Origin of the sequence: Latilactobacillus sakei (genome assembly GCA_002953655.1) — a bacterium.
In the GTDB taxonomy this organism is placed as follows: Bacteria; Bacillota; Bacilli; order Lactobacillales; family Lactobacillaceae; genus Latilactobacillus; species Latilactobacillus sakei_A.
Map to the genome: position 1 here is coordinate 518,885 of CP025839.1, position 14,071 is coordinate 532,955.

The following is a 14,071-nucleotide window of genomic DNA, read 5'->3' on the forward strand; positions in this document are numbered from 1 at the left end:
AATCAAAACTTTGTTTAGTTTTGAGAGGTCTACTCTCAAACTTTGTTCTTTGAAAACTGGATAATAAGTAATATATTAGTTTTAAAAGCCGAGAAAAACATTGCGTTTTAAAGAGTTTTTTAATAATAGAAATATGAATTAGTTCATATCGCTAAACTCAAATAATAACCCTTTACCGTAGGTAAAGATAGGTTAAGTTATAAAGGGCGCATGGTGGATGCCTTGGCACTAGGAGCCGATGAAGGACGGTACTAACACCGATATGCTTCGGGGAGCTGTAAGTAAGCTTTGATCCGGAGATTTCCGAATGGGGGAACCCAATACTTTTAATCGAGTATTATCATTAAGTGAATACATAGCTTAATGAAGGTAGACGAGGGGAACTGAAACATCTAAGTACCTTCAGGAAGAGAAAGAAAAATCGATTCCCTAAGTAGCGGCGAGCGAACGGGGAAGAGCCCAAACCAAGAAGCTTGCTTCTTGGGGTTGTAGGACAGAACTTTGGAGTTACCAAGTTAAGTTGTAATCGAATCAGCTGGGAAGCTGAGTCAAAGAGTGTGATAACCACGTAGATTAAACAACTTAACCTCCGTTCTGGATCCTGAGTACGGCGGAACACGTGAAATTCCGTCGGAATCCGGGAGGACCATCTCCCAAGGCTAAATACTCCCTAGTGACCGATAGTGAACCAGTACCGTGAGGGAAAGGTGAAAAGCACCCCGGAAGGGGAGTGAAATAGATCCTGAAACCATGTGCCTACAATTAGTCAAAGCTCGTTAATGAGTGATGGCGTGCCTTTTGTAGAATGAACCGGCGAGTTACGTTTATATGCGAGGTTAAAGTGAAAAGCTGGAGCCGTAGCGAAAGCGAGTCTGAAATGGGCGAGTGAGTATATAGATGTAGACCCGAAACCAAGTGACCTACCCATGTCCAGGTTGAAGGTGTGGTAAAACACACTGGAGGACCGAACCCACGTCAGTTGAAAATGGCGGGGATGAGGTGTGGGTAGCGGTGAAATTCCAATCGAACTTGGAGATAGCTGGTTCTCTCCGAAATAGCTTTAGGGCTAGCCTCGGAATATTGGATCATGGAGGTAGAGCACTGTTTGGACTAGGGGCCCGTCATGGGTTACTGAATTCAGATAAACTCCGAATACCATTGATTTAGTTCCGGGAGTCAGACTGCGAGTGATAAGATCCGTAGTCGAAAGGGAAACAGCCCAGATCACCAGTTAAGGTCCCAAAATTTATGTTAAGTGGAAAAGGATGTGGCGGTGCACAGACAACTAGGATGTTGGCTCAGAAGCAGCCACCATTTAAAGAGTGCGTAATAGCTCACTAGTCGAGTGCCGCTGCGCCGAAAATGTACCGGGGCTAAACATAATACCGAAACTGTGGGTGGACACGTAAGTGTCCGCGGTAGGAGAGCGTTCTAAGGGCGACGAAGCTAGATCGTAAGGACTAGTGGAGCGCTTAGAAGTGAGAATGCCGGCATGAGTAGCGAAAGATCAGTGAGAATCTGATCCACCGTATGACTAAGGTTTCCTGGGGAAGGCTCGTCCTCCCAGGGTTAGTCGGGACCTAAGGCGAGGCCGAGAGGCGTAGTCGATGGATAACAGGTTGATATTCCTGTACTAGTTTATTTTGTTTGAATGATGGAGGGACGCAGGAAGCTAAGGAATGCACACGACTGGAAATGTGTGTCCAAGCAATAAGTCTTGAGTTGAGTGAAATGCTTGATTCTTTAAGGACAAGTTGTGATGGGGAGCGAAATTAAGTAGCGAAGTTCCTGATGTTACACTGCCAAGAAAAGCTTCTAGTGAGAAATAAACTACCCGTACCGTAAACCGACACAGGTGGTCGAGGAGAATATCCTAAGGTGAGCGAGTGAACTCTCGTTAAGGAACTCGGCAAAATGACCCCGTAACTTCGGGAGAAGGGGTGCTGACCGTCAGGTCAGCCGCAGTGAATAGGCCCAAACAACTGTTTATCAAAAACACAGGTCTCTGCAAAATCGTAAGATGACGTATAGGGGCTGACGCCTGCCCGGTGCTGGAAGGTTAAGAGGATGAGTTAGCGCAAGCGAAGCCCAGAATTGAAGCCCCAGTAAACGGCGGCCGTAACTATAACGGTCCTAAGGTAGCGAAATTCCTTGTCGGGTAAGTTCCGACCCGCACGAAAGGCGTAATGATTTGGGCACTGTCTCAACGAGAGACTCGGTGAAATTATAATACCCGTGAAGATGCGGGTTACCCGCGACAGGACGGAAAGACCCCATGGAGCTTTACTGTAGCTTGATATTGAGTGTTTGTACAGTTTGTACAGGATAGGTAGGAGCCGTAGAAATCGGAACGCTAGTTTCGATTGAGGCGTTGGTGGGATACTACCCTAACTGTATGACCACTCTAACCCGCGCCACTTAGCGTGGCGGGAGACAGTGTCAGGTGGGCAGTTTGACTGGGGCGGTCGCCTCCTAAAGTGTAACGGAGGCGCTCAAAGGTTCTCTCAGAATGGTTGGAAATCATTCGTAGAGTGTAAAGGTATAAGAGAGCTTGACTGTGAGATTGACAAATCGAGCAGGGACGAAAGTCGGACTTAGTGATCCGGTGGTTCCGTATGGAAGGGCCATCGCTCAACGGATAAAAGCTACCCTGGGGATAACAGGCTTATCTCCCCCAAGAGTCCACATCGACGGGGAGGTTTGGCACCTCGATGTCGGCTCATCGCATCCTGGGGCTGTAGTCGGTCCCAAGGGTTGGGCTGTTCGCCCATTAAAGCGGTACGCGAGCTGGGTTCAGAACGTCGTGAGACAGTTCGGTCCCTATCCGTCGCGGGCGCAGGAAATTTGAGAGGAGCTGTCCTTAGTACGAGAGGACCGGGATGGACATACCTCTGGTGTACCAGTTGTGCCGCCAGGCGCATCGCTGGGTAGCTATGTATGGCAGGGATAAACGCTGAAAGCATCTAAGTGTGAAGCCCCCCTCGAGATGAGATTTCCCATTCCTTTATGGAAGTAAGACCCCTGAAAGATGATCAGGTAGATAGGCTAGAAGTGGAAGTACAGCGATGTATGGAGCGGACTAGTACTAATCGGTCGAGGACTTAACCAAAGGTGCAATGTTTGGCTTTTGAAATGAAATATTACTTATTATGCAGTTTTGAGAGAACGAAGTTCTTCTCAGTGCGCAAGCACAAAATAGTGTGGTGGCGATAGCAAGAAGGATACACCTGTTCCCATGTCGAACACAGTAGTTAAGCTTCTTAGCGCCGATAGTAGTTGGTGGGAAACTACCTGCGAGGATAGGACGTTGCCACGCTTGATTCCGGTTTAGCTCAGTTGGTAGAGCGCATGACTGTTAATCATGATGTCGTCAGTTCGAGCCTGACAACCGGAGTAAATCATTTTGGAGAGTTGTCCGAGCGGCCGAAGGAGCATGATTGGAAATCATGTAAATGGGTATGACCTGTTTCGAGGGTTCGAATCCCTCACTCTCCGTTATATAATGATAGTATGGCCCGTTGGTCAAGTGGTTAAGACACCGCCCTTTCACGGCGGTATCATGGGTTCAAATCCCGTACGGGTCATTTTTGGAGGTTTAGCTCAGTTGGGAGAGCGTCTGCCTTACAAGCAGAGGGTCACAGGTTCGAGCCCTGTAACCTCCATTTTTATTTTAAGGTCGCATGGTCTAGCTGGTTAGGACGCCTGCCTGTCACGCAGGAGATCACGGGTTCGAGTCCCGTTGTGACCGTCGAAGAGACGGTTAAAAGCATTGGTCGTTTATAACGATTGGTGCTTTTTTTGTGCGTTTAAAAAGATAGATTAGGCTATAAAAAAAACAGCCAGTCTAGGCTGCTTTTAAGGACTTATAGGAATAAACCAGTAATGAAAATGAGGTAATAAAGTTCGTGTAGATAAGTATTATTTTTAATGAAGCCCAGTTGTGTCGCTAGTAATAGTAATTGAGCAATCATAAACGGTAATAATTGCCAGCCAACGACTATTTTAGTGGCGATGATTAAAAGAACGATGATCAACCAGAGACAGTCACCAACCACGGTGAGCATCTTATTAGTTGGAATCAGTTCAAAAAGGAAGATTAACCCTAAAAAAAGTCCAATCTTAACCAGCAATGCTTCGGGTAAAAAATGAAGCCCATTGAAAATCAATGTTGCCAGGAAGAAATAGGGCGCCAATAAGAATTGACAGACTAATCGCAGCCAATGATTGTTAAACTGTTTTGGAAAGATAAATGGAACAAGGACCAATAAACTGGTAATTGCTAATAAAGTACCGGCCCAAACGAGCGAATGGCGACCAATAGTTAGGCTAATAACCAGCGTAATTAGTAGGCCGCTAGCGGCTAATGAGCGCTTTAACTTACTAGTTGTCGAAAGGACTAAGGGAATCGTTAATAATGCGCCTAAAAGCGCAGTTAGCATGAAGTATAAATCGAGATGCTTGGGAAAAGGGTGAATCGCTAATCCCACAATTAAGCCTAGGTTTAAGTAGTTAAATAAGATTAACCGAGCAGGCGGATTATTAGCAGGTAGTTTTTTTTGTCTAAGATAGAACATAGCAACACCTTTTTCATATAATATGACTTTCATCTTAACTTTTTTTGAAAAGAAGGTCAATGGCTTTTGAAATATGTCGTGATTTATGCTAAGGTAGTAGAGTTATAAGAAGTTCCCGATAGGATTCACATACCGTGAAGAGGCCTTGTAACCGACACATATATAGGGGGAAACATAGAAATGCAAGAAAGACATTTATTTACTTCGGAATCTGTTTCTGAAGGCCATCCAGATAAGATTGCAGATCAAATTAGTGATGCTATCTTAGATGCGATGTTAGCACAAGACCCACAAGCCCGTGTTGCTTGTGAGACAACCGTTACAACTGGATTAGTATTGGTCGTGGGTGAAATTTCAACGACGGCTTACGTTGATATCCAAAAGGTTGTCAGAGAAACAATCAAGAAGATTGGTTATCGTGATGGCCAATACGGTTTTGATGGCGACAACTGTGCGGTGATTGTAGCACTTGATGAACAATCACCAGATATTGCACAAGGGGTCGATGATTCACTTGAATCACGTGAGAAGGATGAAGATCCACTTGATAAGATTGGTGCAGGGGATCAGGGGTTAATGTTTGGCTTTGCTGTCGATCAAACACCTGAATTAATGCCATTACCAATTGCCTTATCACATCGCTTAATGCGTAAGGTTGCTGAACTACGTAAGAGTGGTCAGTTAGCCTATTTACGACCAGACGCAAAAGCACAAGTTACTGTTGAATATGATGAAAACGAACAACCAAAACGTGTTGATACCGTCGTCATTAGTACACAACACGATGAGGATGTTACTTTAGAGACCATTCAAAAGGACATGTTGGAACAAGTTATTAAAACGGTCATTCCGGCTGAATATTTGGATGATAAGACAAAATACTTCATTAACCCAACTGGCCGCTTCGTTATTGGTGGGCCACAAGGGGATTCCGGGTTAACTGGTCGCAAGATTATTGTGGATACTTATGGTGGTTATGCCCGCCATGGTGGCGGTGCGTTTTCTGGTAAGGACGCAACTAAGGTTGATCGTTCTGCTAGTTATGCAGCCCGTTATATTGCTAAGAATATTGTGGCTGCTGGTTTAGCGCGTAAATGTGAAGTACAACTAGCCTATGCAATTGGGGTGGCCCAACCGGTATCTGTTTCAGTGAATACTTTTGAAACAGGCACAGTGAGTGAAGAAGCCATTCAAACTGCAATTCGTGAGAACTTTGACTTACGACCTGCTGGGATTATTAAAATGTTAGATCTACAAAGACCTATTTATAAGCAGACAGCTGCTTATGGGCACTTTGGGCGTACAGATGTTGACCTTTCTTGGGAACGATTAGATAAAGTTGCTGCTTTAAAAGCAAGTATTGCTAAACTAAATCACTAAGAAGTCAATCGAGTAAAAGAGGCGGCCTTTCCTTAACTTATTTAAGCTAAGAAAGGTCTCTTTTTATGCTTAGAATTAAGAGGAGAATGGTGTAATGGAGAAGAGAAAAACAAATGTATTATTAGTAACAATTGCGTTGTTTGTCGCGACATTTATGACGGCAATTGAAGGGACAATCGTCTCAACGGCAATGCCAACGATTATTAGTAACTTACATGGGATGCGTTTGATGAATTGGGTGTTCTCAATTTATTTATTAACGAATGCGATGATGACACCGATTTATGGGAAGATGGCGGATCGGATTGGCCGCAAACCAATTTTTATTTTTGGGTTAGTGCTATTCGTGATTGGCTCATCATTGTGTGGGTTATCCAACCATATGGAGACCTTAATCATTTCCCGGGCAATACAAGGGTTAGGTGCTGGGGCAATTATGCCGGTTTCTTTCACCATCATTGCTGATATTTATCCAATTGAAAAACGGGCCAAAGTCCTAGGCTTTAACGGTTCTGCGTGGGGGATTGCCTCAATTATTGCGCCACTTTTAGGTGGGTTTATCGTTGATAAATTAACGTGGCATTGGATTTTCTTCATCAATGTTCCCATCGGTTTAATTACGATTGGTTTAATTTGGTATTTCTTACAAGAAGAAAAACGGACAAGTGATCAACCAATTGATTATTGGGGGAGCTTCTGGTTAATGATGGCCCTCTTAGGCCTCTTGTATGGCTTCCAATTAATGGGTGAGACCCACTTATCATGGGGCTTATTAGTACCAGCGCTTGTGATTGCCGTTGTTGCTTTCATTTTATTTGTCCGCGTTGAAAAGAAAGCACAAGATCCGATTATTTCATTATCATTATTTAAAAACCGGACCTTCGTGGTTCAAAATGCAGTGGCTGCTTTAGTGAGTGGCTTCTTGATTGGTTTTGAAGTTTACATGCCAATGTGGATGCAAGGTATTCTTGGTTTGAAGGCTTCAATGGGGGGCTTTGTGGTGACACCAAGTTCAATTATGTGGATCTTCGCTTCGTTGTGGGCCGGCCAGTTATTAGTGAAACATGCACCACAACGTATTTTAATGGGGAGTTTAGCAATTTTACTCGGTGGCAGTATTGTTTTATCACTCGTGCCACAAACAACGCCGTTTTGGTTCTTCTTAATGGTCGCCGCTTGTTTAGGGATTGGCTTTGGGATGATCATTACAACGACTACTGTTACGTCACAGAGCGTTGCTGGTTCGGACAAAGTGGGGGTTGCAACTTCATTTAACACACTGAGCCGAACATTGGGTCAAACGCTAATGGTGTCAGTTTACGGGATTATTTTAAACCGTCAATTGGCTAAGGGGATTAGTGGCGATTCACGGTTGAATCAAAATATGCTTAACGAATTAATTAATCCGGAAACAGCTGCTAAATTACCGCAAAACTTATTACCAGATTTACGGCATATTCTGTATAATGGCTTACATTATATCTACTTTGCTTCAATCGTCTTAATCTTAGTTGCAATGTGGATTAATTTATCAGATCGTCGTCAAAAGCAATAAAAAAAGATTGGCCAACTGGCCAATCTTTTTTTTATCGGAATAGGACACAAACGCCTTCTGGGGTCTCTAAACCTTTTTGACAAGGGGTTAATAAACCAGTTTGGGCATCGCGATGATAAAGTGTGCCATTATCGCTATTTTGATTAACGGCAAAGAGAAATTGATCATTAGCAGAGAGGTTGAAGTCACGAGGAAACTCGCCATCTGTTGACATTTGTTGAATAGCTGTAAGTTGTTGCCCGTCGTCACTGATACGGTAGACCACAATTGAGTTATAGCCACGATTTGAGGCGTAGAGGAATTGGCCGTCTTGTGAAATACGGATCGCCGCACCACCATTAGCCTCATGCCAATCATCTGGCAACATTGAATAAGTTTCAACGGCTGTAAATTCACCAGTGCTTGCGTCGTAGTTAAGAACCGTCACTTCACTTGAAAGTTCACCTAAAAGATAAGCCACTTGGTGGTTGGGATGAAAAACAAGATGCCGAGTTCCAAAACCAGGTTCACTATGGTAAGTTGCTGTCTTAGTTAAGTCGCCATTGGCTGCGATTGTATAGGTTGTTAGTTCATCGGTGCCTAAATCACAGACAGCTAAGCGATTATCTGGTGTGAGATCGGTATAATGAACGTGGGCGCTTGCTTGTTCTGGACGAGGGCCATGACCAGTGTGTTGGACCGTGTTGGCTAATACGAGGTGGCCATCATTTTGAATGGCATAAACCAGAATTTCGCCTTTATGGTAATTAGCAGCGTAGACCAATTGACGCGCCTCATCGACAGCCACGTATGCTGGTGGGGCACCAGCGGCTAAGACCGCGTTTAAATAAACCGGTGTGGCGCCAGAAATATCGTAAGCAGCAATGCCGCCTTGTTCGCCTTCTTTAACCACAGTATATAAAATTTGTTGTTTGGAAATAGCCAAATATGAGGCGTTATCTAAAGTGATATAAGGTTTAATATCAGTGATTGTTGCGGTTTCAGGTGAGAGCGTACCACGATAAATGCCCTTACCAATTCGACGGGTATAACCCCCAATTAAAACTTCTTCAGTCATAAAATAGACTCCCTTCATCAAATACTATTTGAGTATAGCATATTCATGCGAAAACGGTTTAATTAATCGCCTAAAAGGCGTTTGAAAACGTTAAGTTTAAGTAGAATATGCTACAATGAGAGTATCTTAAATACGAGGAGATTCAGTGATGATAATGCAAGCAGAGATCGTGGCAATCGGGGCCCAAGCAATTGATGCCGCCGAACCACTGGTTATTTTATTCAACGAACAAGCAACACCAGCGATTAAGGCCGTCGCCCTCATTCAACGTTTTACGACGGCTAATCAATCTGAACGACTTACGATGACAACTCAGTCAATCGTTGTGATTGATGGCCGACCATATCAAGTCACTTATGTTGGGGCACTGGTTAATGAAAATCTTAATAATATTGGGCATGTCGCGTTGATCTTTGATTCAGCACCAGAGGAAGATCAACTGCAAAGTGGCCTTTATTTGACACCTAAAGATGCTAGTTTGCAAGGCAAACCTGATTTTAAAGTGGGGACGCTAATCCAGTATCAAGAAACTATGTAGGAAATAGGTGGGCACGTGGCTGAGCATAAACAAACGAAGGAACAATCTTGGTTTTTTAAATGGTTTTTAAATCAAAAATTACCGGTCATCTTATTGAATGTTTTTCTAATCTTGCTGATTATTCTGTTGGTAACTAAATTAGCATGGCTATTAGAACCCATTCAGCAATTGATGTTGATTGTTGGGTTACCGATTATTATTGCGGCAGTTCTTTATTATTTAATTAACCCGCTAATTGATTGGTTGGAACACCGTTGGCAACTTAATCGTGTTTTATCGATTACTTTGATTTTTATCGTGATTGTGGCGTTATTGGCTTGGGGGGTGGCAACGATTATTCCCATTATTCAATCACAAACGACGAGTTTAATTAAGCAATGGCCATCGTATTGGGCGAATATTCAAAAGCAGACGATGAGTTGGTTTAATGATCCTAGTTTTAAGTCCTTACAAAAACAATTAGATGATATCAATACGGATATGTTAAGTAACGTCTCTGGTAAAGTGAATAAGATGTTAACATCAACTGTGACCCATATCGGGACAGCCGTCGGGGTCGTGACAAACATTGTAATCGCAATTGTGACGATGCCGTTTATTCTCTTTTTTATGCTAAAAGACGGTCATCGGTTGAAAGGCTACCTTGTTAAATTCTTCCCCGTCCGAATTCGGGAAACTACCAGTCAGGTTTTAGAAGAAATTAACGGACAAGTCAGTCAATATATTCGGGGTCAGTTGACCGTTGCTTTTTGGGTAGCAGTGATGTTTACAGTTGGTTATTGGATTGTTGGGATGAAATACGGGCTAACGCTAGGGATTATGGCAGGGCTATTGAACTTGATTCCATATTTGGGATCATTTCTAGCATTGGTGCCATCGGTCGTCATTGCAGCTTTTATCTCACCGATTTTACTGATCAAGGTCTTGTTGGTGTTTGCTGTTGAGCAAACACTGGAAGGACGAGTAGTCTCGCCGTTGGTGCTTGGCAGCAAGATGTCGATGTATCCAGTCACGACGATTATTGTCTTATTGGCCTCCGGGAAGTTATTCGGATTGGTTGGCGTCATTGTCGGGATTCCAGTTTATGCAATTATTAAAATCCTGGTGACACACTTATTTGAATGGTTTAAAAAGGTATCAGGCTTATACGAATAAAAAAGTGCGCGAGAAAGCATATTAATGGTAATTAAAAAGGCGTGGACAAATTAATTTTTGTCCACGCCTTTTTGAAACTGGCTTCAGTGCTAAGGCTCAAAGCCAACTTGTTTCAAACGCATGCTCTTTTTAATGATTGATTGTTAGTTTCATATAGTGATGCGGGATGTTAGCTTCCATTTCACCTTCGCTAATCACTTCAAAGCCTAGTTTCTCATAGAAACCAATGGCGTGATCTTGTGCAAATAAGATGATGTAGGGCGTTTTTGTGCGCTTGGCATCTTCGATAATGGCTTCGATTAGTTTAAATCCAAGGCCCTGACCTCTAAATGACTTAATTGTGGCGACACGTTGAATTCTAAAACCGCCATCTTTTAGTACATGGACACGTGCGGTTACGGCTGGGTCTTGCTCAATGTAACCGACGTAGTGAACAGTATGATCTTCATGTGCATCTATTTCTTGTGTTTCCGGCATATTTTGTTCTCGAACAAACACCGTTCTTCTAATGTAAGTTGCATCACGAAAGATAACACTGTTATCACCAAGTGTATGTTTAATATCCATTTGTTTCACACCCTTTTCTGCTCAATGTCGACGCTGTGAAAGCGACAAAGGTCATTATACAGTTGTTCAGGGGCTGATTCAATAGATAAGCGTAAAGTTTTTAGGTACCTAACTAAAAAAAGAACCACTCCTTTTAGAGTGGTTCTTTTTTTGATAATTGGTCTACAACATATCACCATTAAAAATAGAATGCCGGACAAGTACGTAATCCACTTTGCGTAGTGCTGACAAGCGCTTGCCACCAGCATAAGAAATTGAAGATTGTAAATCTTGACGCATCTCGGTCAAGGTATCACTAATGGCGCCTTTATAAGGGACTAAAATCCGTTTGCCTTCAACATTTTGGTGCGTGCCTTTTTGAAATTCAGAAGCTGAACCAAAATATTCCTTAAATTGTTGGCCGTCTTCTTCGACGAGTTCACCAGGAGATTCAGTATGACCAGCAAAGAGAGAACCAATCATGACCATGTTAGCGCCAAAGCGAATTGATTTAGCAATATCACCGTTAGTACGAATACCACCATCAGCAATGATTGGTTTAGTTGCCGCTTTGGCACACCAGCGAAGGGCCCCAAGTTGCCAACCGCCAGTCCCGAAACCAGTTTTGATTTTAGTGATGCAGACTTTACCAGGACCAATGCCGACTTTGGTTGCATCAGCGCCGGCGCGTTCTAAGTCTCGAACCGCTTCAGGGGTGCCGACGTTACCGGCGATTACGAAACTTTTAGGTAAAACTTTTTTGATGTGTTGAATCATATCAATCACGACTTGTGAATGACCGTGAGCGATATCGATTGTAATGTATTCTGGGATGAGGTTATCTTGTGCGAGTTGATTGATGAAGTCAAATTCATCGTCTTTAACGCCAACACTAATGGAAGCGAATAGGTTGCGTTCGTGCATCATCTTGATGAAGGCAGGGCGTTTTTCCGGTTGAAAACGATGCATGACATAAAAGTAGTGATTTTCGGCAAGCCAAATGGCCAGCGGTTCATCAATAATGGTTTGCATATTAGCAGGGACCACCGGGATTTTAAAAGTCTCTGAACCAAAGCGAACAGTGGTATCAATTTCACTCCGACTTTTGACGATACATTTATTGGGAATAAGTTGAACATCTTCGTAATCAAATACGTCCATGAATAATTCTCCTTAAATACGAACATTTATTTTTATGTACGCCTATTAATTCGTACATAACGTATTCTAACGAGTTGATAATGGAAAGTCAATCAAAAAACACCGAACAATCCCGATAATGGGTTGTTCGGTGTTTGAATGGATTTAGAAATAGCGTTTCCGCCAGAAACGAAAGCCTAAAAGGGCTGCAATGACTAAGGAAATTGCAATGGTGACGATCCAACTGATTTTGAAATTGGCCAGTGGTAAGGCCACGTTCATCCCGTAAAAACTAAAAACTAATCCAGGGATGGTCAGCATAATCGAATAAGATGCCAAAAACTTCATGACGTTATTCATGTTATTATTAATAATTGACGAATACGTATCAGCTGTTTCATTGATAATCGAATTGGAAATCTCGGCCATTTCAATTGCTTGTTGATTTTCAATTTGAATATCGTCTAATAAATCAAGCTCAGATTCGTTGAGCATCAACATATTAGAGCGCACCAGACTAGCTAATACCATCTTATCGGTTTTTAACGACATCATGAAATAAACTAACCCGCGTTGAATGCCCATTAAATCATAGAGCTCTTCGTTACGTAGTGACTTTTGTAAGCGGGTTTCAATACGTTCGCGGGAACGGTTGATATCCCGCAAATATTGAAGGTATATTGTGGAAATTCGATAGAGAATTTGAAGGACACTCCGGCGTTGTTCCTGTGGATTAAAGTTTTTGATTTGATTATCAATGAAACTCTGTAAGAAATCAACTGGCGTTTTATTGATGGTTAAGATGACAGAATCTGTTACAATAATTCCTAGAGGACTTGTTTTGTAGTGGAACTTATCGGCTTGCCGTTCATCTTTTTCAAGAATCGGCATGTTAAAAATGATTAACGTCGCATTATAATCTGGGTCGTGTTCAGCACGCGCACTTTCGTCGGCATCTAAACTATAATAGATGAAATCGGAAGGGACGTGCAGTTTTTTAGTCAGTAAATCAATTTCTGCTTGCGTGGGATCGGTAATGTTAATCCAACTATTGGGTTGGATTTTGGCATGCTTGGTTAGCTTCTTTTTAGCTTCATCGAAGCGGTAAGTATCGAGCATGAGTTCACTTCCTTCGTTGGTCACTTGATATGACTAAGTTTACTTGATATTTTTAGAATGTAAAGGATTGAAATAAGGAGAATTTGAATTGAAAAAAATTGATTTAGCGCAACAATTCTTGCAAGCCAACTTAAGTGCCTTGCAGTGTCCAATTTGCCAAGAGGCATTTGCTACTATTAGTGATCATCAATTGGTCTGTGAAGTCGGGCATAGTTTTGACCTGGCTAAAAATGGGACATTGTATTTTTTACCTAAACAAATGAAGTCTGAATATACAAAAGAAATGTTAAGTCATCGCCGGGCCTTTTTACAAGCTGGTTTCTTTAAACCGTTCCTAGATGAAATTGCCAAGCAATTGACGGCTAATAGTCGGATTCTCGATGTCGGTTGTGGGGAAGGGACACCGGTTTACCAGCTCGCGCAACAAGTGCCAGCCCAATACATCGGGTTTGATATTTCTAAACCAGCGATCCAACTGGCCAGTGATTACAATCAAGAAGGTTGGTTTTGTGTCGCTGATTTAGCGCGGATGCCGTTTGCTGATCAGAGTTTGGATACGGTCTTGAATATCTTTTCGCCATCGCAATACCAAGAATTCAAGCGAGTGCTCAAACCTGACGGGCAGTTGATTAAGGTGATTCCTAATGCTGGTTACTTACACGAGCTACGAGAATTATTATATCAGGGTCAAGAAAAGGAAAGCTACAATCATGGTCCAGTGTTGGCTTTGTTTGAGCAGCATTTCCCTGGGTACCAAGAAATTCAAGTCCAACAAAAATTGACTTTAACGCCCGCAACCTTGGCAGATTTAGTTGAGATGACACCGCTAACCTGGACGGCTACAGAGGAACAACTACAAGCGATTACGTTGGACGCGTTACCAGAGATATCATTGGATGTCACGGTTTTGGTGGGAAAACAATGAGAAATTAAAGTAATTTTAAGAAATCTGATTGCAAGTCAGAAATAAGGGCGTTATAATAACCACAAGGAATTTTTTCCCTAAC

General features: G+C 42.6%; 10 protein-coding genes, 5 tRNA genes and 2 rRNA genes. 12 read left to right on the top strand and 5 right to left on the bottom strand.

Annotated features, from left to right (window positions below):
• Window positions 1-189 precede the first annotated feature (189 nt).
• The 7 genes from C0213_02465 to C0213_02495 all read left to right on the top strand — a co-directional run bounded on the left by C0213_02465 (window position 190) and on the right by C0213_02495 (window position 3,748).
• Window positions 190-3,110: ribosomal RNA gene (locus C0213_02465) — 23S ribosomal RNA — on the top strand.
• Between the two features lie 89 nt (window positions 3,111-3,199).
• A 5S ribosomal RNA gene (gene rrf, locus C0213_02470) occupies window positions 3,200-3,316 on the top strand.
• 5 nt (window positions 3,317-3,321) lie between these two features.
• Window positions 3,322-3,394 (top strand) — tRNA-Asn (locus tag C0213_02475).
• A gap of 11 nt (window positions 3,395-3,405) precedes the next feature.
• A tRNA-Ser gene (locus tag C0213_02480) sits at window positions 3,406-3,495 on the top strand.
• A gap of 17 nt (window positions 3,496-3,512) precedes the next feature.
• Window positions 3,513-3,584: transfer RNA gene (locus C0213_02485), tRNA-Glu, on the top strand.
• Window positions 3,585-3,589: 5 nt separating this feature from the next.
• Window positions 3,590-3,662: transfer RNA gene (locus C0213_02490), tRNA-Val, on the top strand.
• A gap of 12 nt (window positions 3,663-3,674) precedes the next feature.
• Window positions 3,675-3,748, top strand: a tRNA-Asp gene (locus C0213_02495).
• Window positions 3,749-3,863: 115 nt separating this feature from the next.
• On the opposite strand, the gene C0213_02500 is transcribed toward C0213_02495, so the two are convergent.
• Entirely contained in the window at window positions 3,864-4,487 is a 624-nt protein-coding gene (locus tag C0213_02500) for a hypothetical protein (GenBank protein ID AUX12795.1), read from the bottom strand.
• A 267-nt stretch (window positions 4,488-4,754) separates the two neighbouring features.
• Here C0213_02500 and C0213_02505 point away from each other — a divergent pair, with 267 nt between their 5' ends.
• Both C0213_02505 and C0213_02510 read left to right on the top strand, forming a co-directional pair.
• Window positions 4,755-5,954, top strand: coding sequence for a methionine adenosyltransferase (locus C0213_02505; protein ID AUX11319.1), 1,200 nt, complete (start codon window positions 4,755-4,757; stop codon window positions 5,952-5,954).
• A gap of 94 nt (window positions 5,955-6,048) precedes the next feature.
• Window positions 6,049-7,509, top strand: a complete 1,461-nt coding sequence (locus C0213_02510; protein AUX11320.1) for an MFS transporter — start codon at window positions 6,049-6,051, stop codon at window positions 7,507-7,509.
• Window positions 7,510-7,540: 31 nt separating this feature from the next.
• Here C0213_02510 and C0213_02515 read toward each other — a convergent pair whose 3' ends face one another.
• Window positions 7,541-8,566 carry a 6-phosphogluconolactonase gene (locus C0213_02515; protein AUX11321.1) on the bottom strand — a complete coding sequence of 342 codons (1,026 nt, stop codon included), beginning with the start codon at window positions 8,564-8,566 and terminating at the stop codon, window positions 7,541-7,543.
• A gap of 145 nt (window positions 8,567-8,711) precedes the next feature.
• Here C0213_02515 and C0213_02520 point away from each other — a divergent pair, with 145 nt between their 5' ends.
• A complete protein-coding gene (locus C0213_02520; protein AUX11322.1) occupies window positions 8,712-9,104 on the top strand; it encodes a PTS sorbitol transporter subunit IIA in 393 nt (130 codons plus the stop codon).
• Between the two features lie 15 nt (window positions 9,105-9,119).
• On the top strand, window positions 9,120-10,259 hold the full coding sequence (locus C0213_02525) for an AI-2E family transporter (GenBank protein ID AUX11323.1): 1,140 nt from the start codon (window positions 9,120-9,122) through the stop codon (window positions 10,257-10,259).
• A gap of 129 nt (window positions 10,260-10,388) precedes the next feature.
• On the opposite strand, the gene C0213_02530 is transcribed toward C0213_02525, so the two are convergent.
• From C0213_02530 to C0213_02540, 3 genes are all read right to left on the bottom strand, one after another.
• Entirely contained in the window at window positions 10,389-10,835 is a 447-nt protein-coding gene (locus C0213_02530; protein AUX11324.1) for a GNAT family N-acetyltransferase, read from the bottom strand.
• A 153-nt stretch (window positions 10,836-10,988) separates the two neighbouring features.
• Entirely contained in the window at window positions 10,989-11,966 is a 978-nt protein-coding gene (locus C0213_02535) for a GMP reductase (protein ID AUX11325.1), read from the bottom strand.
• A 144-nt stretch (window positions 11,967-12,110) separates the two neighbouring features.
• The gene (locus C0213_02540; protein AUX11326.1) at window positions 12,111-13,064 is read right to left on the bottom strand and encodes a magnesium transporter CorA family protein; all 954 of its coding nucleotides are present in this window, start codon (window positions 13,062-13,064) and stop codon (window positions 12,111-12,113) included.
• Between the two features lie 88 nt (window positions 13,065-13,152).
• Here C0213_02540 and C0213_02545 point away from each other — a divergent pair, with 88 nt between their 5' ends.
• Window positions 13,153-13,989, top strand: a complete 837-nt coding sequence (locus C0213_02545; GenBank protein ID AUX11327.1) for a methyltransferase — start codon at window positions 13,153-13,155, stop codon at window positions 13,987-13,989.
• Window positions 13,990-14,071: the final 82 nt, after the last annotated feature.